General features: G+C 72.2%; 21 protein-coding genes and 1 pseudogene. 4 read left to right on the forward strand and 18 right to left on the reverse strand.

Annotation, left to right across the window (positions count from 1 at the left end; all coding sequences use genetic code 11):
• Window positions 1-36 precede the first annotated feature (36 nt).
• From RNB18_RS00700 to RNB18_RS00710, 3 genes are all read right to left on the reverse strand, one after another.
• Window positions 37-1,206 (reverse strand): lactate 2-monooxygenase, encoded by a 1,170-nt coding sequence (locus RNB18_RS00700; protein WP_311712154.1) that lies wholly within the window; start codon window positions 1,204-1,206, stop codon window positions 37-39.
• Between the two features lie 58 nt (window positions 1,207-1,264).
• A complete protein-coding gene (locus RNB18_RS00705) occupies window positions 1,265-1,972 on the reverse strand; it encodes an alpha/beta fold hydrolase (RefSeq protein WP_311712155.1) in 708 nt (235 codons plus the stop codon).
• A 103-nt stretch (window positions 1,973-2,075) separates the two neighbouring features.
• Window positions 2,076-2,639 (reverse strand): hypothetical protein, encoded by a 564-nt coding sequence (locus RNB18_RS00710; RefSeq protein WP_311712156.1) that lies wholly within the window; start codon window positions 2,637-2,639, stop codon window positions 2,076-2,078.
• 322 nt (window positions 2,640-2,961) lie between these two features.
• Between RNB18_RS00710 and RNB18_RS00715 the strand changes: the two genes are divergently transcribed.
• Window positions 2,962-3,393 carry a protease inhibitor gene (locus RNB18_RS00715; protein WP_311712157.1) on the forward strand — a complete coding sequence of 144 codons (432 nt, stop codon included), beginning with the start codon at window positions 2,962-2,964 and terminating at the stop codon, window positions 3,391-3,393.
• Window positions 3,394-3,528: 135 nt separating this feature from the next.
• On the opposite strand, the gene RNB18_RS00720 is transcribed toward RNB18_RS00715, so the two are convergent.
• From RNB18_RS00720 to RNB18_RS00750, 7 genes are all read right to left on the reverse strand, one after another.
• Complete coding sequence (locus RNB18_RS00720) at window positions 3,529-3,918, reverse strand: STAS domain-containing protein (protein WP_311712158.1); 390 nt, start codon at window positions 3,916-3,918, stop codon at window positions 3,529-3,531.
• A 137-nt stretch (window positions 3,919-4,055) separates the two neighbouring features.
• Entirely contained in the window at window positions 4,056-4,265 is a 210-nt protein-coding gene (locus RNB18_RS00725) for a CDGSH iron-sulfur domain-containing protein (RefSeq protein ID WP_311712159.1), read from the reverse strand.
• A complete protein-coding gene (locus RNB18_RS00730) occupies window positions 4,246-4,941 on the reverse strand; it encodes a HemK2/MTQ2 family protein methyltransferase (RefSeq protein WP_311712160.1) in 696 nt (231 codons plus the stop codon). The genes RNB18_RS00725 and RNB18_RS00730 overlap by 20 nt, the downstream gene beginning before the upstream one ends.
• On the reverse strand, window positions 4,942-5,955 hold the full coding sequence (locus RNB18_RS00735) for an iron-containing redox enzyme family protein (RefSeq protein WP_311712161.1): 1,014 nt from the start codon (window positions 5,953-5,955) through the stop codon (window positions 4,942-4,944).
• 101 nt (window positions 5,956-6,056) lie between these two features.
• Window positions 6,057-6,227, reverse strand: a complete 171-nt coding sequence (locus tag RNB18_RS00740; protein ID WP_311712162.1) for a hypothetical protein — start codon at window positions 6,225-6,227, stop codon at window positions 6,057-6,059.
• Window positions 6,228-6,257: 30 nt separating this feature from the next.
• Window positions 6,258-7,268 (reverse strand): Ppx/GppA phosphatase family protein, encoded by a 1,011-nt coding sequence (locus RNB18_RS00745; protein ID WP_311712163.1) that lies wholly within the window; start codon window positions 7,266-7,268, stop codon window positions 6,258-6,260.
• Between the two features lie 175 nt (window positions 7,269-7,443).
• Window positions 7,444-8,946 (reverse strand): MFS transporter, encoded by a 1,503-nt coding sequence (locus tag RNB18_RS00750; RefSeq protein ID WP_311712164.1) that lies wholly within the window; start codon window positions 8,944-8,946, stop codon window positions 7,444-7,446.
• Between the two features lie 189 nt (window positions 8,947-9,135).
• Between RNB18_RS00750 and RNB18_RS00755 the strand changes: the two genes are divergently transcribed.
• Complete coding sequence (locus tag RNB18_RS00755) at window positions 9,136-9,645, forward strand: SRPBCC family protein (protein WP_311712165.1); 510 nt, start codon at window positions 9,136-9,138, stop codon at window positions 9,643-9,645.
• Window positions 9,646-9,663: 18 nt separating this feature from the next.
• Here the strand turns inward: RNB18_RS00755 and RNB18_RS00760 are convergent, their stop codons facing one another.
• The 5 genes from RNB18_RS00760 to RNB18_RS00780 all read right to left on the reverse strand — a co-directional run bounded on the left by RNB18_RS00760 (window position 9,664) and on the right by RNB18_RS00780 (window position 16,757).
• Window positions 9,664-12,492: an NHLP bacteriocin export ABC transporter permease/ATPase subunit gene (locus RNB18_RS00760; RefSeq protein ID WP_394817563.1), complete on the reverse strand. Its 2,829-nt coding sequence runs from the start codon at window positions 12,490-12,492 to the stop codon at window positions 9,664-9,666.
• Window position 12,493: 1 nt separating this feature from the next.
• Window positions 12,494-14,716 (reverse strand): NHLP family bacteriocin export ABC transporter peptidase/permease/ATPase subunit, encoded by a 2,223-nt coding sequence (locus RNB18_RS00765; protein ID WP_311712166.1) that lies wholly within the window; start codon window positions 14,714-14,716, stop codon window positions 12,494-12,496.
• On the reverse strand, window positions 14,713-15,519 hold the full coding sequence (locus RNB18_RS00770) for an HlyD family efflux transporter periplasmic adaptor subunit (protein WP_311712167.1): 807 nt from the start codon (window positions 15,517-15,519) through the stop codon (window positions 14,713-14,715). Before RNB18_RS00770 ends, RNB18_RS00765 begins: the two co-directional genes overlap by 4 nt.
• Before the next feature lie 158 nt (window positions 15,520-15,677).
• Window positions 15,678-15,893 carry a hypothetical protein gene (locus RNB18_RS00775; RefSeq protein WP_057612991.1) on the reverse strand — a complete coding sequence of 72 codons (216 nt, stop codon included), beginning with the start codon at window positions 15,891-15,893 and terminating at the stop codon, window positions 15,678-15,680.
• A 450-nt stretch (window positions 15,894-16,343) separates the two neighbouring features.
• Window positions 16,344-16,757, reverse strand: coding sequence for a PaaI family thioesterase (locus RNB18_RS00780; RefSeq protein ID WP_059204222.1), 414 nt, complete (start codon window positions 16,755-16,757; stop codon window positions 16,344-16,346).
• Window positions 16,758-16,947: 190 nt separating this feature from the next.
• On the opposite strand from RNB18_RS00780, the gene RNB18_RS00785 reads away from it, so the two are divergent.
• Window positions 16,948-18,369 (forward strand): S1 family peptidase, encoded by a 1,422-nt coding sequence (locus RNB18_RS00785; RefSeq protein ID WP_311712168.1) that lies wholly within the window; start codon window positions 16,948-16,950, stop codon window positions 18,367-18,369.
• A 201-nt stretch (window positions 18,370-18,570) separates the two neighbouring features.
• Here RNB18_RS00785 and RNB18_RS00790 read toward each other — a convergent pair whose 3' ends face one another.
• Window positions 18,571-20,718: a SpoIIE family protein phosphatase gene (locus tag RNB18_RS00790; RefSeq protein ID WP_311712169.1), complete on the reverse strand. Its 2,148-nt coding sequence runs from the start codon at window positions 20,716-20,718 to the stop codon at window positions 18,571-18,573.
• A gap of 578 nt (window positions 20,719-21,296) precedes the next feature.
• Here RNB18_RS00790 and RNB18_RS00795 point away from each other — a divergent pair.
• Window positions 21,297-21,581: pseudogene (locus RNB18_RS00795) on the forward strand (LuxR C-terminal-related transcriptional regulator); the annotation flags it as partial.
• Here RNB18_RS00795 and RNB18_RS00800 read toward each other — a convergent pair.
• Together RNB18_RS00800 and RNB18_RS00805 are read right to left on the reverse strand one after the other, a co-directional pair.
• The gene (locus RNB18_RS00800; protein WP_311712170.1) at window positions 21,504-23,690 is read right to left on the reverse strand and encodes an ABC transporter ATP-binding protein; all 2,187 of its coding nucleotides are present in this window, start codon (window positions 23,688-23,690) and stop codon (window positions 21,504-21,506) included. The pseudogene RNB18_RS00795 and the gene RNB18_RS00800 sit on opposite strands and share 78 nt — an antisense overlap.
• Window positions 23,687-25,408 (reverse strand): ABC transporter ATP-binding protein, encoded by a 1,722-nt coding sequence (locus tag RNB18_RS00805; RefSeq protein WP_311712171.1) that lies wholly within the window; start codon window positions 25,406-25,408, stop codon window positions 23,687-23,689. Before RNB18_RS00805 ends, RNB18_RS00800 begins: the two co-directional genes overlap by 4 nt.
• Window positions 25,409-25,492 lie beyond the last annotated feature (84 nt).

Raw genomic sequence — 25,492 nt, forward strand, 5'->3', positions numbered from 1 at the left:
CAGGGGGCCTCCGCTCACGGAGGCCTCCTGCCTCCCTCAGGCGGGGCCCTCCAAGAGGTCGTCGGGGCCGACCGTCGCCGGTGTCGCGTGTCCGCAGAGCGCGAGCGTGAGGTCCAGCTCCGCGAGCAGACAGCGGATCACGTGCTCGACGCCCGGCTGTCCGTCCAGGCCGAGGCCGTAGACGTACGGCCGCCCGAGGAGCACCGCGCGGGCCCCGAGTGCGAGGGCCTTGAAGACGTCGTCCCCGGTGCGGATTCCGCTGTCGAAGAGCACCGCGAGCCGGTCACCGACCGCCTCCACCACCCGCGGCAGCGCGTCGGCCGCCGCGACCGACCCGGCCACCTGGCGGCCGCCGTGGTTGGACACCACGACCCCGTCCATCCCGGCGTCGGCGGCGAGGCGGGCGTCGTCCGGGTGCAGTACGCCCTTGAGGACGATCGGCCCCTCCCAGTTCTCCCGCAGGAACGCGAGGTCGGGCCAGGTCTTGCCGGGATCCGCGAACATGCCGACGAAGTGCAGCACGGCCGCGTTGGGATCCTCGTGCACCGGCTTGGCCAGGCCCGCCTGGAAGGCCGGGTCGGAGAAGTAGTTGGCGGTGCCCACGCCGTGCAGGAACGGCAGATACGCCTGGTCGAGATCGCGGGGCCGCCAGGACAGCAGCGGCGTGTCCAGGGTGACGACCAGGGCCGTGAACCCGGCGGCCTTGGCCCGGTTCAGGAAGCTCAGCGCCACCTGCGGGTCCTTCGGCCAGTACAGCTGGAACCAGCGCTCGGCGTCCCCCATCGCCTCGGCGACCTGCTCCATCGGCGTGCTGGAGGCGGACGACAGGATGTACGGCACGCCCTGGGCCGCCGCTGCCCGGGCCGCCGCCGACTCCGCGTCCGGGTGCATGATCGACAGGACGCCGACCGGGGCCAGGGCCAGCGGGGCGGGCAGGGCACGCCCCAACACCTCGACGGACAGGTCGCGTTCGTGGACGTCCCGCAACATGCGCGGGACGATCCGGCGCCGCTCCAGCGCCGCCCGGTTCGCCCGCGCCGTACTGCCGTCGCCCGCACTGCCCGCCACATAGCCCACCGGCCCGGGACCGAGGCGCTGCTCGGTGAGTTCCTCCAGCCGGGTCAGGTCGGTGGGCAACCGGGGCACCGCACCCGACATCCCGCTCAGATAGATCTCGTACTGGAAGTCCGCCCAGTGCTTGGCCATCCGTCCGAACCGCCTCTCGTCGTCGGGTGCGCTGACGATATCCGCGGGCGGGCGCCGGTCAGGAGGGGAGGGCCGAGGTCGCAACGGACTCGGCGAGGATCCGGGCCAGTTCGCGCGGCTGGGAGAACATCGGCCAGTGGCCGGTGTCCATCTCGACCAGTTCCCAGCTCTCGCTCTTGAGCAGCTCGGCCACGACGGGCATCGGCTCCTCGTCGTCGAGGAGGCACTTGATGTACGTCGCCGGAAGCTCGCCCAGGGGACGCGTGAGGACGGCGGGCTCGGTGAGCGTAGCGCCCGGGTGCGGGGACGAGAGGTCGATGATCCGGGCGATCTGCTCGTCCGTCAGGCCCTGCCCTGCGTAGTGCTCCGGGCCCACCGGCCGCCAGAAGCCGTCGTTCTCCTCGATCGCCTTGCGGACATGTCCGCTCGGCCATCCCGACAGGAACGACTCCCCGTCGACGGGCACGCTCGAGTCCACGAACACCACCCGCGCGAGCCGGTCGCCGATCCTCTCGGCGGCCTGACCCACGGGTATGCCGGAGTAGCTGTGCCCGACCAGCACCACCTCGCGCAGGTCCAGCCGCTCCACCTCGTCGACGATGTCCCGCACATGTGTCTGCTGTCCCGCGGCCACGCCCCGCATCTCGGCGAGGCCCGACAACGTCAGCGGACGGGGTTCGTGCCCGGCCGCTCGCAGCTCGGCCGCGACCTCGTCCCACGCCGACGCTCCGAGCCTCGCGCCCGCCACCAGTACGAAGTTGGTCATGCCCGCAATGTAGCCGAGGCCACCGAAAGGCCCGCAGCAGCGTCGGGAACAGCACCGCGGACACCCACCACGCGGTCATGCCCCGCCGGTTCCAGCCGTGCGGTCATCCATCTTCCGGGTCCCGGGTGGAGGAATCGGCCACCTCCTCGCTGTCCGGACCCCGCTCCCGCACCCGCTGGACGTGTTCCAGGGAGTCCCGCAGCTCGGCGAGCCAGTCGTCGGTGTGCCGCTGGACCAGCCGGACGCACCAGGCGAGGGCGTCGCTGCGGCTGCGGGCGACGCCGCCGGCGATCAGGGTGTCCAGGACCTGGCGTTCGGGCTGGCGCAGCCGGGTCATGACGGGCGCGGCCACATGCGTGAACAGGACGCGTTCGCCGTCGCACTCCACGCCCCAGGACACCTTCCGGCGGAACTTGTGCTCGGCCTCGCGGGCGACCTCGATCCGGTCCTCCCGGGTGCGCTCCCGGAACTCCTGGATCCTGCCCTGCACGGCCGCCTCCCGCTCGGCCGCCGAGACGTCCTCGGTGAGCCGGGGGCCGGGGATGCGGCCGATCACGGTGATCTCCTCGCGGTCGACGACCACCTCGGCCAGGGCCTCGAAGAGGTCGTCGGGCAACCGGCCGGTGAACCAGCCGCGCAGCTTCTCTCGTTGCTCGTCAGTAATCATGTAATGACGATTACTCCGTTGCTCCAGGAACGCAAGAGGCTGTGACGGTGTGCGCTGACGGCTGAAGCGGAATGTTTCAGGCCTATTGCCCAGGCGGGGTATTCAGGCCATCCGGCCGGATCGGGCGATCAAGAACCGCCCGGTTGCGGGGCTCGACTGTTCGGATGATGTGACTTCGCGCCACTGATTCAACACGCAAGGTTACTGAAAGTTGTGGGGTCGATGTGAAGTTCGGGCCAGGACTCGGCAGACTCGCGCTCGCCGCTCCGGCACCGACCGAGTCGGAGGGCACACCCTCGAATCCAGCGGAAGGATGCACACAATGCGGAACACCGCGCGCTGGGCAGCGACCCTCGGCCTCACGGCCACCGCCGTCTGCGGACCCCTGACCGGGGCCGCTCTCGCGGAACCGGCCGCCGCCTCGGGCCTCTACGCTCCCTCGGCCCTCGTGCTCACCCTCGGCCACGGCGACAGTGCCGCCACCGTCACCCCGGAACGTGCCGTGACCCTGACCTGCGCCCCGACCTCCTCGGGCACCCATCCGGCAGCGCCCCAGGCCTGCGCCGAACTGCGGGCCACGGGAGGGGACTTCGATGCTCTCGGGGCCAGATCCGACGCCCTGTGCACCAGGGAGTACGACCCCGTGGTGGTCACGGTCGACGGCGTATGGCGGGGCAAGCGGGTCTCCTATGAGCGCACCTTCGCCAACGAGTGCGTGAAGAGCTCCTACGGGACGAGCGTCTTCGCGTTCTGAGAGACCGGGGTCGCGTGGTGCCCGTGACCTGCCCGAGGGGCCCGCAGTTGGGGAGTGCCGCCCCTCTCGCGGGAACCCCGTGATCCCGCACCGAGGGCCGGCGGACGGAGTGGGGCCGTCCGCCGGACCCTCGGGTCACGCCTTCTCCGGGAATCCCGGGCACTCCGGGGACTCGAGGAGTGGTGGGAAGCGGCGCCACAGGCCGCAGGCCCGCAGCAGCCGGTGCAGGCGCGGTGCGTCGGTGACCACGCGCAGCCGCCCGCCCCGCTCCCGCGCCCGGGACTCGGCGCGGCACAGCACCCGCAGGCCAGAGCAGTCGAAGAACTCCACCTGCCGCAGGTCGACCAGTACATCGGGCCGATCGGCCGCGGTCGCCGCATCCAGATGCTCCGCGAGGAAGCCCGCCGTCGCGAGGTCGATCTCGCCGACCGCCTCCACCACCGTGAACCCGGCGTTCAACCGGGTGCGGGCGTACGGGTTCGCCGCGGGCCTTTGGGGGGCGCGGTCGTCGGACTCCGGCGTCATGGCCGCTCCACCTCGGCGAGGGACGCATTCGATCTCGGTAGGTACCCCGCAGTGGCCTGGAACATCCATGCAGCGGGGTCCGCAAGATCTGGTTCACTCAACCCGGTGAATTTCTGTCAATTACATTGACTTCTTGTCTAAGAGCGGGTCCGCTCCCGATGACTGGTGTCGCACCACGGATAGCGGCGACTGCGTCGACAGGTGCACAGGGCCACCCGGAAGCGGTCGGAGGCGACGGTGCTGCCGTCCTCCAGTTCCACTTCCACGGGGCCCTCCACGAGCAGTGGGCCCCGGTGCTGGACCCGGATGCGGCGCGGTCGGTCGGAGTCAGAGGGGGAGTTCGGCACGGACGACCACCAGCTCTTCCTTTTCGTCGTGGGCGGCGCCGGCGGGCAGCAGACCGCGCTCGCGCAGCCATGCCTCCCGGGTACGCAGCACCGGTCCGAACGCGATGCGGCGACGGCGGGTCACGGCGGCCTTGAGGCCCGCCTCGCGCAGATGCCCCACCGTCCGCCCGGAGTCGCTCAGTTCGGAGTGCACGATCAGCAGCACCCCTCCGGGGCGCAGCAGGGCGGGCGCCTCACGGCAGACGCGGTCCAGCACGAACCGTCCGTCGTGGCCCGCGTCCCAGGCCCGCGCCCTTCCGCGCGGCGGCCGGACGTCCAGGGGTGCCGGCACATACGGCGGATTGGTCAGGATGAGGTCGAACGACTGGTCCCGCACGGGGTGGAAGAGGTTCCCGCGCCGGACCCGGACCCGCGCGCCGGTCAGCCAGGCGTTCGCCCGGGCCGTGCACACCGCCCGCCACGACACGTCGACCGCGGTCACCCGGCTGCCCCGGCGCGCCGCCTGGAGAGCGAGGGCACCGGTCCCGGTGCCCACGTCCAGGACGTCCGCGCCCGGCGGCAGCGGTTCTTCGTACAGAGCCCCGGCCAGCAGCGCGGTGTCTTCCTGAGGAGTGTAGACACCGGGAAGAGTCAGAGGGGGAATCAGTGATCTCACGCTGCCCAAGTACCCCGACATTCAGGAAATATGGTGAATTTCGGAAAGCGCGGGCGTACGCAGCGACGAGCGTCCGTCCGTCCAGTGGCGCAGAAGGCGCTCGGCGAGGCGGTCCTCGACGAGTCCGGTGACGTCGATACCGAAGGCGACGTCGGGGGCGAGGTGCGGTTCCTCGGCCAGCAGACCGCCGATGACCTCGTGGCGTACGACCTGTTCGTGGACGGCGTCGGCCTCGACGTGCTCGTCGTAGAAGTGCTCGGCGGCCGGTCCCGCGCCGGTGCGGCGCATCGCCTCGGCGAGTCGCCGGGAGCCGGGCGAGGAGGTGATCTCGACCGCGGCGAAGTGGCCCACGAGAGCGCCGCGCAGGCTGCGGTGCAGGCCCAGCAGGGACATGAGGTTCACCGTCGCGAGCATCTCCGCGCAGGCCGCCTCCAGGTAGTACCCGTACGTCGTGTCCAGGCCCAGGTCCGTCATCAGGTCGGCGAACAGCCGGGCGTGGACGCGGTCGGGGCGGCCGCCGCCGAACTCGTCGAACTCCACCGCCGCCATGCCCGCCTTGGCCCGGCCCCACAGCCGCGGCAGCACCCACGCGTGCGGGTCGGCCTCCTTGAGGTGGTAGAGCGAGCGCTGGGCGGCGTATTCGCGCACGTGCCACAGTTCGCCCTCCTTGCTCAGGAAATGGCTGAGTCCCGTGCCGTCGACCGGCTCCACGAGGAGCCCGGCGAGCGCGTCCTCGACGCTGTCGTGGACCGGGGTGTCCGTGCGCAGGGCCGACAGGAAGCGGTGTTCCAGGACCGCCCTGGTGCGCAGCAGCCCGGGGTCCCACTCATGCTCGGAGGAGACGCCCGAGAAGCCGCGGTAGTGCAGTTCGTAGCAGATGTAGAGGGCGAGCTGGAGGTCGTCGCCGTACACGTCCGCGCCCGCGACGGTCTCGTGACGCGGCAGCGGTCCCGCACCGAGCAGATACTCCTGGACGGCGGCGGAGACCGGGCCCCGGGCCGGCGGCAGCGGCGGTTCTCGGCGGTCGTGATCCATGCGCCCCGGGTACCCGTGAAGTGGGAGGTCACCCGCCTGCCGGGAGTGGGGCCGGGGGTGTCGTCGCCGGCGGCACGCCCGCCGGGCGCGCCGCCGGTGGGTCACTCGCCCTCGGACTCCTCCTGGGCCCGGGTGTTGGGGGTGGTGGCGTCAGCGGCCTCACCCTTGTGCCCGCGCTTCCCGTCGGGTTCCTGGACTCGCTTCTCGGCGTCCTCGAACTCGCGCAGGACCTCGTCCAGGGCGGTGTCCGGCTTCTGCTTCTTCTCCGGCACGGCTGTCTCCTCCTTCTTCCTTCTCTTCGTTCAGGTCGTGGCCGTGGCGATGCGCAGGGGGACCGGCTCCGGGGGAGAGGTGTGCTCCTCGTTGCGGCGGGCGATCTCGGCCCACCAGGAGGCGCCGTCCTCGATGTGCCGCAGCAGGACTCCCTCTCGGATCGCCCAGGGGCAGATGGTGACGGTCCTGACGCCGGTGAGTTTCATCGCCGTGTGCCCGACCACCGCACCGGCCAGGCTCTGCGCGGAGCGCGGCGCGGAGATGCCGGGGAGTTCGGCCCGCCGCGCGGCCGGGAGGGCGGCCAGAGCCTCGATGGCCTCCCGCAGGTCGGCGCGGTGCATCCGCCGCTCCACGAACGGGCCGCGCCGGCCGGGCGGGGTTCCGCACAGCCGCCCCAGCTGCTCGAAGGTGCGCGAGGTGGCCACCGCGGTGCGCGGTCCCTCCCAGCGGATCCTCGACGCCACGTCCCGCAGCTGGTGGCGGACCTTGCGGCGCAGTGCCCGCACCGCCTCCGGGGGCGGCGGGTCCTGCCCCTCGAAGAACTCATGGGTCAGCCGGCCGGCGCCCAACGGCAGCGAGGCCACGTAGTCCGGCAACCGGCCGCGTCCGAAGGCGACTTCGAGCGACCCGCCGCCGATGTCGAACAGCGCGAGCGGCCCCGAGCGCCAGCCCATCCAGCGCCGCGCCCCGAGGAAGGTGAGCTCCGCCTCCACCTCGCCCGGCAGGGTGTACAGCCCGACGCCGGTCCGGGTACGGACGGTGCGCAGCACCTCCTGCCGGTTCGGCGCGGACCGCACGACGGCGGTCGCGAAGGCCAGCGGCCCGGCCGCACCCCACTTGGCGGCGGTCCGGCTCGCCCCTTCCACCGCCTCCACCAGCCGCTCCACGGCTTCCTCGGGCACCGGGCCGCCCGGCCGTACATGATCGGAGAGTCTCAGCCGCCACTTCGCCGTGTGCACCGGCAGTGGCACCCCGCCCTCGGCGTCCGCCACCACCAGCCGAACCGTGTTCGATCCCACATCCACCACGCTTATCCGCATGGACCCGTGGGTACCCACGGACGACCGCCTCCAACGCCGGCCGTCCGGTCGGGGCGTCGCTCTCGGCCACCGGCCCAGCACACCGCGTCGCTGTCGCCTGGCTGAGAACGCGAGAGGGGCCGCCGTCTCCCTGCTGACGGCGGCCCCTCGGACCAAGCGGCTCCTGCTGCGGTTGCTACATGTGTACGACCGGTGCGGCGTCCGCGTCCTGCTCCGGCACCCCGCGCCGGAAGAGCAGGAAGGTGATCAGCGCGCCGACGGCGAAGAGGCCGGCCGACCACCAGAAGGCGGTGGTGTAGCTCTCGATCGTGGCCCCGGCCTGGACCAGCTTGTTCGTCGGGTCCTTGCCGACCAGGTAGTCGGTGGCGGCGCTCGCAGCCAGGGTGTTCAGCAGCGCGGTGCCGATCGAACCGCCCACCTGCTGCATGGCGTTGACGGTGGCCGAGGCGACTCCGGCGTCCTCGGCCGCGACCCCGCCGGTGGCCAGCTGCATGGCCGGCGGCATGACCAGGCCGAGGCCGAATCCGGTCACGATCAGCTGCGGCAGTACGGCGGACAGGTAGCTGGAGCCGACGCCGATCCCGGTCAGCCAGGCCATGCCGACCGCGGCGACCGCGAAGCCCAGCGGGATGACCACCTTCGGTCCGATCCGCGGGACCAGTGTCGTGGTGCTGACCTGCGCCGCCACCATCAGCGCGGCGACCATCGGCAGGAAGGCCACACCCGTCTTGGTCGGGCTGAAGCTCAGGTTCAGCTGGAGGTAGTAGGTGAGGAAGAGGAAGACACCGAACATGCCGCCGCCGGAGATCAGCACGGCCAGGAAGGAGGCCGCCCGGTTGCGGTCCAGCAGGATGCGCAGGGGCAGCAGCGGGTGCGCGGCACGGGTCTGCCACCAGGTGAAGGCGGCCAGCAGCGCACCGCCCGCGACCAGGAAGCCCCAGGTCTCGGGAGAACTCCAGTCGTGCGTCTCGGCGTTGGAGAAGCCGTACACCAGGGAGAAGAGACCGGCGGCGACCAGCAGCGTGCCGGGCACGTCCAGCTTGGAGTTCGCCGCGTCACGGTGGTTGTGCAGCAGCAGCCAGCCGCCCGCGAAGGCGACAACGGCGATGACGACGTTGACGTACAGCGTCCAGCGCCAGTCGAGCGCGTCGGTCAGGACGCCGCCGAGCAGCAGACCGACCGCACCGCCGGCACCGGCGATGGCGCCGTACACGCTGAACGCCCGGGCCCGCTCGCGGGCGTCGGTGAACGTCGTGTTGAGCAGGGACAGCGCGGCCGGCGCGAGGAGTGCGCCGAAGGCGCCCTGCAGCGCGCGGGCGGTGACCAGCATCTCGAAGTTGGTGGCGGCACCGCCGAGCGCCGAGACGGCCGCGAAGCCGACGACACCGATGAGGAAGGCCGTCTTGCGGCCGAAGAGGTCGGCTATCCGTCCGCCGAGCAGGAGCAGGGAGGCGAACGCCAGCGCGTAGGCCGTGACGATCCACTGCCGGTTGCCGTCGGAGAAACCGAGGTCGGCCTGTGCCGACGGCAGGGCGATGTTCACGATGGTGGCGTCCAGGACCACCATCAGCTGGGCGAGCGCGACGACGGCGAGAATCCACCACCGCTTGGCCGAAGCGGCGGCAGGCGCCTCGACGGCGCCCTCCTGTCCGCTCTCGGTCAGAGTCTTCTGGGACATGGCACAACTCCAGGGAAAGTCGGCTGGGCTCTTCCGGCTCATAAACGAAACCGTTTCGTACACGTAGAGGTTAGACCACTGCGAGCGAAACGGCAACGTTTCGCTGAGGAGGGGAGGCCGGGCATGCGTAATCTGGGTTCCAGGTACGGCAGGACGCGCGACGAAACCGCTCCGAAGGACTGATCCACCATGGCCGCAGACCTCACCGGCACCTATCTGACCCTGGACGACGCCCGCCCGGCCGTCCGCTTCAGCCGCACCTACGACCACCCCGTCGCGCGCGTGTGGCAGTTCGTGACCGATGCCGACGAACTCGCCCACTGGTTCCCGTCCCGCGCCGAGATCGAGCTGCGGCCCGGCGGCACGATCAAGTTCAGCGGCGACCCCCACATGGAGGACTCCACGGGCCGGGTCATCGACCTCGACGAGCCCCGGCGCCTCTCCTTCGAGTGGGGCGGCGACGAGCTGCACTTCGACCTGGAGCCGCTCGACGAGAAGCGGACACGCCTCACGCTCACCAACGTGCTGAGCGCCGCCGACACCGCTGCCCGCAACGGCGCCGGCTGGGACGTGTGCCTCGCCGCCCTCGACGCGCGGGCCCACGGCCTGCGCCCCGAGGCGCCGCAGTGGAAGGAGCTCTACCAGGCGTACGTCGACGCCGGCGTCCCCTCCGGCGCACCGGTCCCCGGCATGGACTGACCGGGGACGGACCGACCCTTACGCCATCTGCCGCCGCACCAGCTCGTGCAGCCGGCCGCCCGTGTCCGCGAGGAGCTGCGCGGGCGGCCCCTGCTGGGCGACCTTGCCGTTCTCCATCACGATCACCCGGTCGGCGTCCAGCACCGTCGACAGCCGGTGGGCGATGACGATGCGGGTGGCGTTGAGGGCCTTGGTGGACTCGATGACCGTGCGCTGGGTGTCGTTGTCCAGGGCGCTGGTCGCCTCGTCGAAGAAGAGGATCCGCGGCCGCCGGATCAACGCCTGGGCGATCATGAGCCGTTGACGCTGGCCGCCGGAGATCGCCCCGCTGCCCGAGACGATGGTGTGCAGCCCCATCGGCATCCGCTGGATGTCCTCCGCGAGCCCCGCCATCGCGGCCGCCGCCAGCGCCTCCTCGGGCGTGTAGGGCTCGGTGCCGCAGATGACGTCCAGGATGGAGCCGGTGAACGGCTGGGCGTGCTGGAGGACGACACCGCACTGCCGGCGCACCGCCGACTGGTCGAGGGCGGCTAGGTCCTGGCCGTCGTAGAGGACACTCCCGGAGAGCGGCCGGTCGAAGCCGATCAGCAGCCGGAGCAGGGTCGACTTGCCGCAGCCGCTCGGGCCGACGATCGCCACGAACTCACCCGGCCGGATCTCGAAGGACACGTCGTCCAGGATCAGGGGACCGTCCTCGGAGTAGCGGAAGGAGAGCCGGCGGGCCTCCATCGCGCCGGTGAGCGGCCCCGGCCGGGTGCTCGCGGTGCGCACCTCCGGCTGCGCCTCCAGGACCGGCTTGATCTCCTCGAACAACGGCAGCGCGGCCACCGCCGAGACGAAGGCGCCGGTGAGCTGGGTGACCGCGGTCAGCAGCATCGTCACCGAGGTGTTGAAGGTGAGGAACTCGGCCGCCGACATCGACCCGCGCGCCGGGCCCGCGAGCAGCATGAACATCAGCAGGGTGCACAGCGGGAGATAGACCGAGCCCATCACCGACGTGAGGTTCTTGATCCGGCCGACCTTCTGCTGGAGCTCGCGGCTGCGGGCGAACTCCGAGGCCCAGGCCGCGTACGCGTAGTTCTCCGCGGCCGCCACCCTCAGCTTGGGCAGACCGCGCAGGGTCTGGAAGGCCTGGTTGTTCAGTTTGTTGCTCAGCACGACCAGTCGCCGCTGCCAGCGCACCTGCCAGAGCCCGAGGCCGAGGAAGCCGGCGGCGATGACGACCAGCATGCCGATCGCCGCCATCGCCATCGGGGCGCTGTACCAGAACAGCAGGCCCAGGTTCATCGCGCCGATGGTCACCGACTGGGCGACGGTGGGGCCGATGCCCGCCATCATCCGGCGGATCGAGCTGATGCCCATCGCCTGGCTGGCCAGTTCGCCGGTCGAGCGCTCGGTGAAGAACTTCGTCGGCAGCCTCAGCAGCCGGTCCCAGACGGCCGGTTGGAGGGTCGCCTCGATACGGCCCTCCAGACGGAGCATGGTGAGGTTCTGCAACAGCATGAAGGCCGCCGTCACCACCCCGCTGACCATCACGGCCAGACACACCTGCACGATCAGAGCGGTCTGGGCCTTCGGCACGAACTCGCCGAGCACCTTGCCGGTGGCGATCGGGACCAGCGCGCCGATCGCCACCGTCACCAGACCGCTGAGCAGCAGGTTCGTGACATCGCCGCCCGTGCCGCGCATGCTGAACCGCAGCAGCCCGAGCGGGCTGAGCCCCCGGTCGGGCAGCGGGCGGTAGAACATCACCGCGCGCGGCTCGAACTCCTCCGCGTTGTCCTTCTCGATCGGCGTCTCGCGTCCCGTCGCCGGATGCACGGCCACATAGCCGCCGCGCCGCCACAGCAGCGCGACCGGCGCACCCGACAGTGCCCGATGGCCCACCAGCGGACCGACGTTGTCGCGCCACCAGCTGCCGTCCAGGCGCACCGACCTGATCCGGACGCGGGAGGCCAGGGCGATCCGCTCGACCGGGTCGAGACGGTCGCTCTCGGTGCCGCTGTGCGCGTTCTCGGCGAGCGGGATCCCGGCGGCGTCGGCGGCCAGCTTGCAGGCCGCGTAACTCGCGTCGGCGTCGGCCGTCGTCGTGCGCTGCTTCGACTTGCCGATGGACGCCAGCAAGGTCCGGTCGGCCTGGGCGCGCACGGCCTCACCCGCCTTGATACCGGCGGCCGTCCGGGTCTCGTGGGTGCGCTCCAGCTGCTCGATCCAGCGGTCCAGCGTGGTCAGCAGCCGGTACTGCTGGTCGACCATGGACTGCCAGACCGCCGGGTCCATCAGCAGATCGGCGGCCGCCTCGGCGCCGTAGAGCGAGCCGTACTGCACGCTGCCCGGCGGCACCTGCATCCAGAACACGTCGTCGTCGGTCGGGGCGGCGGCCCGCTCGTCGGCCATCGGCGCCTGGAAGAGGATGGACAGGCTCCGGCCCACACCGAGCGCGAGGGCGTACTCCAGCGGGCTCGTCGTCGGCGGCACGTACTGGGGGTTGCCGTACTCGTCGTACGACCACGTCTGGGTGTTCGCGGGCTCGTACAGCTCGCGCAGGCCGATGCGGTGCACCACGCAGTCCCTGAGGGGCCGCGCCACCAGGGTGTGTTGCGGCCCCGCCACCGGCCCGAGCAGCAGCGCGCCCGGCTCCAGACGGCCCAGGTGGTGCCAGTGGCCCTGCTGTCCGGCGTCGACCGCGAACAGGTCCACCGCGCCCGACACGACCAGCCAGAGCACCTGCGGCCCCTCGAGGTCGATACGGCTGAAACCGGCGCAGTCGACCCGCGTGCCCATCTGCCCGAGCGCGTTGAGGACGAGGTCACCGTCCTGGGGGGAGGCGATGTCTGGGGAGGTCATGTCACCGTTCCTTGACCAGCGCCGCGTACGCGCCACCGCGCGCCACCAGCTCCTCGTGCCGCCCGCGTTCCACGATCGTGCCGTGTTGCAGTACGACGATCTCGTCGCTGTCGCGCACGGTGCTCAGCCGGTGCGCGATCACCACACAGGCGCAGCCGCGCTTGCGCAGGTTGTCCATGACGACCAGCTCGGTCTCCGCGTCCAGCGCGCTGGTCACCTCGTCGAGGACCAGGATGCTGGGCCGGCGCACCAACGCCCGTGCGATCTCCAGGCGTTGGCGCTGCCCGCCGGAGAAGTTGCGGCCGTCCTGCTCGACCCTGCTGTGGATGCCGCCCGGGCGGCGCATCACCACGTCGTACAGGGCCGCGTCCCGCAGCGCGTCCACCACGGCGTCGTCCGGGATCGACGGGTCCCACAGCGCCACGTTGTCGCGGACCGAGCCCTCGAAGAGGAAGACGTCCTGGTCGACGAAGGACACCGAGGACGCGAGCGCGCCGCGCGGAATGTCGTCCAGGCGCTGTCCGTCGATGCGGATCACGCCCTCCCAGGGCGCGTACAGCCCCGAGATCAGCCGGGAGACGGTCGACTTGCCGCTGCCGGAGCCGCCGACCAGCGCCACCTGCTGGCCGGGGCCGACGGTCAGGTCGAAGCCGGTCAGCAGGGGCTTGTCGAGCGGGTTGTAGCCGAAGGTGATGTTCTGCAGCTCGACATGGCCGTGCAGCCTGCGCGTCGAGTCGCCGGCGCCGGGGCGGCCGTAGAGCGGGTCGGCCTTGAAGTTCTCCACGTCCTTCAGCCGGGCCACGTCCGCCGCGAAGTCCTGGATGCGGCCGGCCACGCCGTTCAGGCGGGTGATCGGCGCGGTGAACCGGGTGACCAGTGCCTGGAAGGCGACCAGCAGACCGACGGAGATACCGCCCTCGATCGCCCGCATGCCGCCGATCCAGAGGATGAGGGCGCTGTTGAAGGTGGCCAGCATCGGGGCGACCACGCCCAGCCAGGCGCTCGGCACACCGAGCCTTTGCTGCTCCTCCAGCGTGGTGGCGTGCTGCCCGGCCCACTTGCGGAAGTAGCCGTCCTCGCCGCCGGTCGCCTTCATCGTCTCGATCAACTGCAGGCCGGTATAGGCGGTGTTGGTGAGCCGGGCGCTGTCGGCGCGCAGCTTGGCCGTACGCGTGGCGCGCAGTCGGATGACGACCCGCATGGCCACCACGTTCAGCAGGGCCACGCCGATGCCGACGTAGGTGAGCTGGGGGTCGTAGGTGTAGAGCAGGATCGCGTAGAGGACGACGACCACGGCGTCGACGCCCGCCGCCGCGAGGTCACGGGCCAGGGTCTCGGCCACCTGGTCGTTGGACTGCAGGCGCTGCACCAGGTCGGCCGGGCTGCGCTGGGAGAAGAACGTCACCGGAAGGCGCAGCAGATGGCGCAGGAAGCGGGCGCTGGACAGCGTCGAGGAGATGATGCGGCCGTGCAGCAGGTTCGCCTGCTGGAGCCAGGTCAGGGCCAGGGTGAGGGCCACACAGGCGCCCATCGACGCGAACAGCACGCCGAGCAGCGAGGTCTGCCCCCCGATCAGGAACATGTCGATGTAGGTGCGGCTCAGCGCGGGAGTGGCCGCGCCGACCAGCACCAGCAGCAGGCTCGCCAGCACCGCCGTCGGCATGGTGCCCGCGGTGCCGCGCAGCCGGGCCGGCATCGCGCCGAGAACACCCGGCTTGCGGCCGCCCCTGGTGAAGCCCTCGCCGGGCTCCATCACCAGCACGACGCCGGTGAAGCTGCCGTCGAAGTCCTCCATCGGGACGAAACGGCGGCCCTTGCCGGGGTCGTTGATGTAGACACCGCGGCGGCCGAAGCGGCGGCCCATGCCGTCGTAGACGACGTAGTGGTTGAACTCCCAGAACAGCACCGCCGGCGTCTTCACCTCGGCGAGTGCGGCCGTGTCCATCTGCATGCCCTTGGCCGTCAGGCCGTAACTGCGGGCCGCCTTGAGGAGGTTGCTGGCGCGTGAGCCGTCCCGGGAGACACCGCAGGCGATGCGCAGCTCCTCGAGCGGGACGTGCTTGCCGTAGTGGCCGAGCACCATCGCGAGGGAGGCCGCGCCGCATTCCACGGCCTCCATCTGGAGGACGGTGGGCGTACGGACCGTCTTCGCCTTCCCCTTGGGGACCGGGCGTCTGGGCGGGGCGGAGCGGCGCCTGCTCCGGGTGTCCTGTGCGGTGCTCACGGCAGCAGCCAATCGACGGGACGCTGATCGGCCAGCCGGATCGAACCCGAGGCCACGGTCATGGAGGTGAGGGTGAAGGGCGGGCCCTCGGCGGAGGACCACCGGTAACCGCTCTTCGTGCCCTTGGACTTGTCCAGCCTCACGAGCACGGCGACCGGCCGGCCGTCCTTGGTGAACTGCTCGCCGAGCTGGCTGTCCCCGAGGAACGCGGCGATCTGCTGCGCCGACTGGGCCGAGCGGTCCACCGACTTCACATGGCCGCGCAGCACGCCGTACTCCTGGGTGGGCACCGAGGAGACGGTCAGGTCCACGGCGGCGTTCTCGGGGATGGCGGCCGCGTTCTCGGCGGGTACGTAGACCGTGGCGTACATCGGATCGGAGGTGTGGGCGACCTTCTCCACGGCGGCGACGTTCGCGCCGGTCGAGATGATCTGCCCGATGGTGGCCGCCAGGGCGGTGAGCCGGCCCGCGGCGACCGTGCGGACGACGGTGTCGCCGTCGGGCGTACGGACCTTCAGTACGGGGGAGTTGGCGGGCAGCTGGGTGCCCTCCTTGGCGATCACCTGCGTGACCTGTCCGGCGACCGGGCTCTGCAGGATGTAACTGCCCTGCCCGTGCGTGAGGATGGCGGGCGCGCTCACGGTGGAGGCCACCGAGCCGGTCACCGCCCACACGGAGGCGGCGGCCATCACGACCACCGTCACGGACATCACCAGCCAGCCCTGCGGACGGGCGAAGCGCACCGGAAGGTCGAGCTCCTCCGGTGACTGGAGCTTGGCGAGGGCCTGTTGGCGGAACTGCACGGGTCTTCCCTCACCTGCGAAAGCTGAATGCTGCCAATGAGAAAGGACCGACTCGCGCGAGCCGGCCGGATTACGGCACCCAAGAGTCCCGGAACCGCCGGTTTGCGGCTCCGGGACGGGTCGACCACAAAATAGTGATCAGATCACAAAGAATGTGATCAGAGGCCGGCGACCAGGCCGGTGACCGCGCCGGTGTTCAGGCCGGTCGCACCCTCGACCGTGCCGACGACCGTGTTGACCAGGCCGGAAACCGGGGCAACGCCGTCCACCAGGCCGGTGACGGTGCCGAGGGCGTTCAGCTGCAGGCCGCCGGAGACGTTGTCGAGGTCGGCGTCCGAGATCTCGACGGTCTCAACCTGGGGGGTGGAGTTCATGATGGAACTTCCCTTCGTATGGGTATTTCGCAAGGGGGGAGCGGCCCCCTCTGGGGACAGATGACGGCCGCAATCGCATGGCGCCGGATCCCGTTTCCGGGAACCCCAGCTGCCCTGCGGTGCGATGGATCAAAGCACGCGGCAGCTCCGCCCTTCCAATTAACCACCCGTCTCACCAGGGAACTTGAGTCACAGAAGCCTCCATCCGTGCAGGCTTGCGCACGCCTTGGTGCCGAGTTCTTCACAGGTGATGTTGCGGTGGCGTGAAGGGGCCCTTGCCGTCGTAGTGGCGAAAGCGACACTCCTCGCCAATGACATGCGCGCCGGTCCGCGCTTGTGCAGAACTTCCGCTCGCGGTGACTTGGTTGCGCATTCGATGTGCAGATTCATGGGAGAGGGGATTCGGGGCGCTCTTCACAACGGACCGTCGCTGACCGTTCGCTGAGCGTGTCAGCCCAGAAGTGCGTAGACCGTGCTCGCGCGGGCCGCGAGATCACCCGATGCGGAGTCGGTCATCGTGATGTCGGCGAACGCCATGCGGCGGCCCAGCTTGGTGACGACCGCCTTGATCAGGACATCCGAACCGGACACCGCCCGCTGGAAGCTGGTCGACTGCTGCACCGTCGTCATCGGTCCGTAGGCGCCTCTGGCCGCCGAGACGGCGATCACGGTGGCGGTGTCCGCGGCGGCCATCAGGGCCTGGCCCGACAATGCGCCGCCCTCCCGCGCCAACCGCTGTGACCAGGGAAGTCGCAGGACCGCATGGTCGTCGCCGAGCGTCTCGACCGACAGGCCGAGGTCGAGGACCCAAGGGGCGAAGTTGTCGGCGAGGATCTTGTCGGCTTCGGCGGGCGTCATCGTCATATGGGGGATTGTTCCCGCCCGCGGCCCGCCCGGCACGGCCCGTGGCCGAATCGGCGTGGCAATCGGGGCGTAAAGAAACGGCATTGAACGCACCGCGTGCACCGTGCGTACCCATGGCCATCCAGGCGCCCCGAACAACCAACTGCCATACGGCGGTTACAGACTCCGGTCCCCCAGGAGGTCGAGAAGTTTGAGTCACAAGCGAATTCCGAAGCGCAAGGCCGCGTTCGCGGCAGGCACCGTGGTGGCGCTCGGAGCTGCCGCGATTCTGCTGCCCAACGCCAACGCGTCCCAGGACGGTTCGTCGAATGACGCGGCGGCCATCGCGCCGAAGACTCTGAAGGCGACGGACGCCTCGGACCTCGCCTCGCAGCTCGAGGAGTTGCTCGGCGACGCCTTCGCCGGGTCCTACTACGACTCCGACAGCCAGCAGCTCGTCGTGAACGTCATATCCGGTGACAACAACAACGTCGTCGTGCAGGCGAAGAAGGCCGGTGCGAAGGTCCGCGAGGTCGACAACAGCCTCACCGAGCTGGCGGCCGGCGCGAAGACCCTGAAGGAGGAGGCGACCATCCCGGGCACGTCCTGGGCGGTCGACCCGCGCACCAACAAGATTCTCGTGACCGCCGACAGCACGGTCACCGGCGACAAGTGGAACACCATCGAGTCGACCGTGAAGAGCCTCGGCTCCGACATGGCGACCATCAAGAAGTCGGCCGGCACCTTCAAGACCTTCGTGTCCGGCGGTGACGCGATCTTCGGCGGCGGCGCCCGCTGCTCGCTCGGCTTCAACGTCACCGCGGGCGACGGCAGCCCCGCCTTCCTGACCGCAGGTCACTGCGGGGTCGCGGCCGAGCAGTGGGCGGACGCCGAGGACGGTCAGCCGATCGCCACCGTCGACCAGGCCACCTTCCCCGGTGACGGCGACTTCGCCCTGGTCAAGTACGACGACCCGGCGACCGAGGCACCCAGCGAGGTCAACGTCGGCGGCGGCCAGACCGTCGCGATCAGCCAGGCCGCGGACGCCGAGGTCGGCGCCCAGGTCTTCCGGATGGGCTCCACCACGGGCCTCGCCGACGGCCAGGTCCTCGGACTCGACGCCACCGTCAACTACCCGGAGGGCACCGTCACCGGGCTCATCCAGACCGACGTCTGCGCCGAACCCGGCGACAGCGGCGGTTCGCTGTTCACCCAGGACGGCTCGGCGATCGGTCTGACCTCCGGCGGCAGCGGCGACTGCACCGTCGGCGGCGAGACCTTCTTCCAGCCGGTGACCACCGCCCTGACGGCGGTCGGCGCCACGCTCGGCGCGGGTGACGCGGCCGGCGGCGCGGGCGCGGGCGACGACCAGGCCGGCGGCGAGGAGGCTGGTGCCGGCGCCGGTGACGAGGCGGGCGCCGGTGGCGACGCCGGGGCCGGTGCGGGCGAAGAGGCCGGTGCGGGCGAGGAGGCCGGTGCCGGTGGCGACGCGAGCGCGAGCCCCGGTGAGGAGGTCGGCGCCGGTCAGGAAGTCGGCGGCGAGGAGGCCGGCGGTGACGTGATCGGCGGCGAGGAGACCGGCAACGGCGCGGGCGATGCGGCGGGCGATGCCGCGGGCCAGACGCACAACTGACCCGTCGGTCCGAAGCCACACCGTGAACCGGCCGCGTCGGCAGCGGCCCATCCCCCCACCCTCCGCTGCCGACGCCGGCCCGCACGACCACCTCCCGGCCACACCGCGGTTCCGGCCCGGGAGGTGCAACGGTCCGGCCCTCCGGCGGGAGGGCCGGACCGGCGTGTTTCCACCGGGTGGGCCGTCGGCTCTCCGCCCGGGTCAGTCGCGGGCCCGTAGCAACAGCAACGCCACGTCGTCGATCCGCTCCCTCGCGGCGGCGCTGCGCCGGACGAGTTCGTCGGCCAGCTCGTCGAGCGGACGGTCACCGGCCTCGGCGAGTTGCCGTCCCAGATCGGTGAGCGCGTCCTCGATGTCGACACCGGGGGACTCGATCAGGCCGTCGGTGTAAAGGGCGAGGACGGAACCGGGCGCGAGGTCCACCTCCGTCGTCGGGTAGACGGCCGAGCCGTCGATGCCCAGCAGCGGGCCCCCGGCCAGGTCCAGCACCCGCACCCGGCCGTCCGGCCGCCGGAGCAGCGGGGGCGGATGCCCGGCCCGGGCCATGACGGCCCGACCCCGCCGCGGATCGAGCCGCAGGTACAGGCAACTCGCGAACAGCTCGGCGCCGAGATCGATCAGCAGCCGGTTCGTCGAGCGCATGACCTCCGCCGGTGTCTGGCCGACGGTCGTGTACGCCCGTACCGCCGTCCGGATCTGCCCCATCAGCCCGGCCGCCGTCACGTTGTGTCCCTGCACGTCCCCGATCACCGCCGCCGCCATCCCGTCCACCGGCACCAGGTCGTAGAAGTCGCCGCCGATGTCCATGCCCTGCGTGGCCGGCAGATAGCGGGCCGCCGCGTCGATGCCGGGCAGCGAAGGCAGGCTGTGCGGCAGCAGGGCCGCCTGCAGGCCGTGCGCCAACTGGTGCTTGGCGTCGTACAGGACGGCCCGCTCCAGGGCCTGCGCGATCAGCCCGCCGAGACTCGTCAGCACCGCCCGCTCGTCCGCGGGGAAGGGATGCCGTTCGGTGTAGGCCAGCACACAGGTGCCCACCGGGCGCCCGGAGGCGATCAGCGGCAGATAGGCCCAGGCCTCGAACCCGTCGGGGGTGGCGTGCCGCCTCGGATACAGGCGCTCCAACTGCTCCCGGGAGTCGAAGAACGCCGGCACCCCGGTGGTCAGGGCATGCGTACCCGGCGTCGGTTCCGACAGCGGCAGCCCGTCGAACCGCTCCACGACGTGCGCGTCCGCATACCCGCGATGCCCGAGCACGCGCAGCCGCCCCGCCCGGGAACCGAGCACCACCAGTGCCTGGCTCCCCACCGCGGGGGCGATCTCGTCCGCCACCAGCTGCACCACGTCCTGCACGCCCACCGCCTCGGTCAGAGCCCCGGCCAGGCTCAGCAGCTGCGAGATCGTGACCAGCCGGGGCGGCGAGTCGCCGGGCTGCGGACCGGACCGGTTCATGTCCGTCACCGCCCGGGCCCGGCTGACCCGGACGCTCAGCCCGCTCGTGCTCGGGTACAGCCGGAACGACAGCCAGTCCACGGGCGGCCGCAGCGCCACGAACGACGTGCTGTGCTGGCTGAGCAGCGCGGCCCGGTAGCGGTCCTCGTAGACCGGGTCGTTGAGCCAGGGCACCGCCGCCCACAGCTGCGAGCCCAGCAACTGGGAGACCGGTACACCGATCAGCTCGGCCGCCGCGGCGTTGGCGAAGGAGATCCGGCCGTGCAGATCGAGCGAACACAGTCCGTACGGCAGCCTCGCCACCATCCGCGCCGCCTCCACCGTGCCCAGCGTCCCGGCCGGGCTTCCGACCTGGGCCGCGCCCAGCAGATCCGGTTCGGCGTGCGGTGACACGTTGTCCTCCACCGCCCGCTCCAGCCGCACCGCGAGCCGCCCGCAGGCCGCGATCAGGTGCTCCCGCTCCCGGTCGGACAGGTCCGGGGGGTGCGAACCGGGCCAGGTCACGAAGACGGCGCCGTACACCTTGGACGAGGTCGCCACCGGCACCGCGGCCAGCGCGAAGGGATACGGCAGCACCACGGCGATCCGCGGAAAGCGGCGCGCCATCTCGTGCTCGCCGCCCACCCACACCAGCCGCCGCTCCCGCGCCGCCTCCGCGACCGGGATCGGCGCGCTCAGTCCCACCCGCTCCCAGGGCGCCGCGAACGCCCGTGGCAGGCCCGCCATCACCGCCATCTCCAGCACGGGTTCGTCGGCGGCCACGAGATACACCGCGCCGGAGTGGGCGTGCACCTCGTCCATCATCGACGCCAGGGCGAGGGACAGCAGCGGCCGTCCCACCCGGGTCCGTGCGCTCGCCGGCGCCTGGGCGGACCTATGCCCGTCGGACACGCCGACCACCTCCTCGCACGGGCGCGTCCCGGAAGGGGCGCGGGCCGCTGTCGCGTGCCGGGCCCCAGGGATCAAATCTGCCCCCTCTCGGCAGGTCCCGCACGGCGAGCGTTCCCCTGCGCGGGCACACGGGTGCCCGCGCGACGGCGAGAGCGACCGCGTACCCCCTCGGCCCCGGGCCATGCCCCCACAGTGGAAGCGCGCGACGGCACACGGGCGCCCTCTGTGCGCCCCCGCGCACCTTGATGGCCAGTTCTTCGCGCCCGAGGGCGGTCCAGGACCCGAACAATGGGGCACGCGTTCATGCCACGGAAACAAGTGCAGTGAGTCGAGGGGGACGAGCGGTGATCCGGGTGCTTCTGGTGCACGACGCGTGTCTGGTGAGATCGGCCCTGGCGGAGTGGCTCAGCCGGGAACCGGACCTCGGGGTGTTCGACACCCCTTGGCACAGCGCGCCCGGCCGTCTGCGAGCCGTACGTCCCGACGTCTGCGCGGCCGACCTCGACTGCTCCGACGCGTACGGCATCCCGCCGCTGGGGGAGTTGTCCGTGCGCGAGCCGGACCGGAGTCCGCCGCGCCTTCTCGTGATGGCCAGCGCCAACCGGCCGGGACTGCTGAAGCGGGCCGTCGAGGCGGGAGCGCTCGGGTACGTCGACAAGGAGGGGGCGGCACCGGAGCGGCTCGCGCGCGGGATCCGGAGGGTCGCCGAAGGGAAACGTTTCGTCGACGACTCGCTGGGCTTCGGCTTCCTCCAGGCCGCCGAGATGCCGCTGACCAGACGGGAGCTGAGCGTGTTATCCCTCGCGGCCGAGGGGGCCTCCATCGCGGAGATCGCGGGAAGCCTGTGCCTGTCCCACGGGACCGTGCGCAACTACATGGCCGCGATCACCCGAAAGACCGGGGCCCGCAACCGCATCGACGCGATCCGGATCTCCCAGGGACAGGGCTGGCTCTGACCGCTTCGGGACCACGGCCGTCCAGCCGCCCACCAGTTCGCGGTACGCCCGCGAGTCGCGCACCAGCTCCTCGTGGGTGCCGTACGCCGTGCGCGGGCCGTCCATCAGCAGCACGCGCCCGGCGCGGCGGGCGGAGCTGATCCGGTGGGCGACGACGACCAGCGTGGTGCCCGGCCGGCTCGCGAAGGCCCGCTCGGCGCGTTCCTCGGCCTGCGGGTCGAGGTGGCAGGTGGCCTCGTCGAGCAGGACGAGGGGGGCGTACGACAGATACGCCCGGGTCAGCGCGACGAGTTGCCGCTCACCGGCGGAGAGTGCGGCCGGGTCGACGGTCGCCCGGGATCCGCCGAGGGCTTCGAGCAGCGGGGTGAGACCGACCGCCTCGGCAGCCGCGAGCAGCTCCGGCTCGGGCACCGGGTCCGGCCGCAGATGCCCGAGGTTCTCGGCGAGGGTGCCGGTGTGGACGTAGGCCTCCTGCGGAATGAGCACGCGCAGCGCGGCCGCGTCGGGGGAGGGGACGGGGAGCCCGCAGAGCCGGATTCTGCCGCCCGTGGGGTGGAGGAGCCCTGCGATCAGGGCCGTGAGCGTGGACTTCCCGATCCCGCTGGGGCCTACGACGGCCAGATGGGCGCCGGGTGGGAGGTCGAGGTCGAGTCGGTCGACGACGGGGGTGGCGGCGGGGCCGTAGGCGAAGGAGACGGAGGCGAGGGAGAGGACGGCGGCGCGCGTGGAGTTGCGGTCTGTCGTGTGCGGTGCGGTGCTGTGCGGGGTGTCGGCTTTGGTGGGGCTGGTGCCGGGGTCGTGCGGTGCCTCGCGTGCGGGGGTGTGTGCGGTGGCGGCCTCGGTGGGGCTGCTGTCGCACTCGTGGTCCGCCGCCCGTGCCCCGGCGTGCGGGGCGAGGCGGTGGCCCGGCTCGGCGTGCCGGTCGGCGGGCCTCGCCTCGGTGAGGTCGTCGTCGCGCGCGTCCGACTCCGCGGGAGCGCCCGCGGCCACAGCGAGGTCGTGGGCCACGGGACGCCTCCCGGGCAGCGGATTCGCGCCGTGTGACCCCGTCCGCACGACCGACTGCTCGGCGCCCGGTTCGGCTGCGGGCTCCCGGACCAGTCGCCGCAGGACCACCACCAGCCGGGAGCCGCTCGTCCCCAGCCCGTGGACCAGGTTGCGCAGGGCGGGGAGCAGCGACTGGGTGACGTAGGCGAGGGCGCCGACCAGGGCGCCCGTGGTGACGCCCCGGGCCAGGAGCCAGGGCGCGCAGGCGAGGAGGAGGACGATCGGGAGCTGGCCGCCGAGGGCCAGGGAGACCACGCGCAGGACGGACCAGCGGGCGAGGGAGTACGCGGCCCGCTGCTCGGTGTCGACAAGTCGGCCCGTGTCGGCGGCGACCCGGTCCTCCGCACCGGCCGCCGTGATGTCCCGCAGCCCCGGGCAGACCCTGCCGAGACCCTCGGCCAGCGCCTCGTCGGCGACGAGGAACTCCTCCTGACGGCGGGCCAGCGGACCCAGCGTGGCCGCGAACAGGCCGAGGCCCGCGACGAGCGGCGGCACCACGACCAGCAGGAGCAGCGGGTCGAGCGAGGCCAGTCCGGCGACGGCGCCGACGGCCGTGAACACGAACGAACGCGACACCATGACCAGCCCGGCGAACGTGTCCCGCGCGATCTCCACCTGCTGGGTCAGCCCGGACAGCGCCCCCGCGTCCGCCTCCCGCACCCCGCGCTCGACCACCCGCCCGACCAGGACGTCCCGGAGCGGCTCGACCAACGCGGCGACGGCGGCGTACACCCGTACCGTCCCCCAGGCGCCCACGAGCACCCCGATCCCGGCCACCCCGAGCCACGCGAGTCCGACGCCGGGCCGCCCGGCCAGAAACCCCTCGTCCAGGGCACGTGCGGGCGCGTACCCGGTGAGGAAGGTCTGCCCGGTCTCCAGCACGGACCAGCCACCGAGCCGGACGAGAACCCGCCACCGGGCCCCCAGGAACCGGAGACCGCGCGCGTAGATCCCGTCGGTCACGGTGCCCTGGCTCATGACGGCCCCCCGTCCCAGCTGTCCGCCCCCTCCGGCCCGCTCCCGAACACCGCCCGGTACTCCGCCGCCCGCCACAGCTCCTCGTGCGGCCCCACCGCCCGCACCCGCCCCCCGTCCAGCCAGGCCACCGCATCCGCGCGGGCCGCCGTCGCGGTGCGGTGGGCGACGAGCAGGCGGGTGCCGCCGGCCCCGCCGTTCACCAGGGCCTCGGCGATGCGGGCCTCCGTCACCGTGTCGAGGCTGGAGAGGGCGTCGTCGAGGATGAGCAGGCGGCCGCCGTGCGCGAACGCCCGGGCGAGACCGAGCCGTTGGGACTCCCCGCCGGAGCGTGGGGCGTCGGCGACGAGGGTGTCGTAACCGTCGGGCAGCCGGCGCACGAAGTCGTCCGCGTGGGCCGTACGGGCGGCCTCCCGGACACGGGCGGGGGAGGGGGAGCCGAGGGCGAGGCCGATCTCCTCCTCGACGGTGCCGCCCAGCAGAGCGGGGCGCTCGAAGGCGTACCCGATCGCACGGCGCAGTTCGTCGTGGGTGAGCTCGCGCAGCGGCACCCCGTCGAGCAGCACCTCCCCGGCGTCCGGTTCGGCGAGCCGCCCGGCGACCGCGGCGAGCAGTGACTTGCCCGCCCCCGACCGGCCCACCACCGCGAGCGTCGTCCCGCCCGGTACGACGAGGTCGACCCCGTCGAGCACGGCACGTCCGCCGCGCAGGGCGGTGACGCCGCGCAGTTCCAGCCGCCCCGGACCGGGCGGCAGCCGGCGCTCGCCGTGTCCGACGGGGGACTCCGCCAGGACCTCGTCCAGCCGTCCCGCCGCGGCCCGGGCCCTGGCCAGGCCGGCGAGTTGTCCCACCAGCACGCCGATCCCGGTGGCGAGGACCGCGTACCGGGAGGCGGCGAGGACCTCGCCCACCGTGACCCGGTGCCGGGCGAGCAGCACTCCGGCCACGGCGACGACACCGAGCTGCAGCAGCGGGGCCACGGCGACGGACTGGCCCGAGGCCCGGCCCTGCACCTGCCACATGCGGTGACCGGCCTCGGACAGCTCGGGCAGCGGGCGCAGAACGCGGGCCGTCTCCCGGTCCTCCGTGCCCGCGGCCCGGATGGTGCGGTGTCCGCCGACGGCCTCCGAGAGCGCCTGCGCGATCCGGCCCTGCACCTCCTGGTAGCGCGTCACGCATTCCCGGGTGTCGCGCGCGAAGGCGCGCAGCAGCAGGGCGAGCACCGGCGCTCCGGCCAGGAACACGGCCGCGAGCCAGGGGGAGACGAGGCCGAGGGCCACCACGGCGCCGACCGGTCCGGCGAGCGCGGCGAGCAGTGCCGCGCGGGCGGTCGGTGCCGTGCCGGCCTGCGCGGCGTTGCCGACGAGGCGGGCGACGAGGTCACCGGGCCCGAAACGGGCGGTGGCGCGCGGGCCGACGGCCAGGACGTGTCCGGTGAGGCGGCGGCGCAGCCAGGCGGTGGTGCGGGCGTCGACGGTGCCGCCGAGAACGGTCTCCGCCGCGTCGAGCAGGGCGATGAGGAGGACCAGCGCGGCGCAGTACAGCACCCAGCGGGCCGCCGGCGCCTGCGCCAGCAGCAGGTCCAGGGTGCGGCCGAGCGCGGCCGGCAGCAGCAGTCCGGCGCCGGTGGCGGCCGTGCTCACCAGGCACAGGACCAGACAACGGGCGGGGGCCGGACCCAGGAGGCCGTGCGTGGCGGGCGGCGAGGTGCGAGTCGTCATACGGCGCCTTCCGGAGCTGTGCAGAACCCCGGGCGGCCCCTCCCTCGCGGGAGTGGACCGCCCGGAGTCATGGGCGCACGATGC

The sequence above is a fragment of the Streptomyces doebereineriae genome, from assembly GCF_031845645.1.
Lineage (GTDB): Bacteria > Actinomycetota > Actinomycetes > Streptomycetales > Streptomycetaceae > Streptomyces > Streptomyces canus.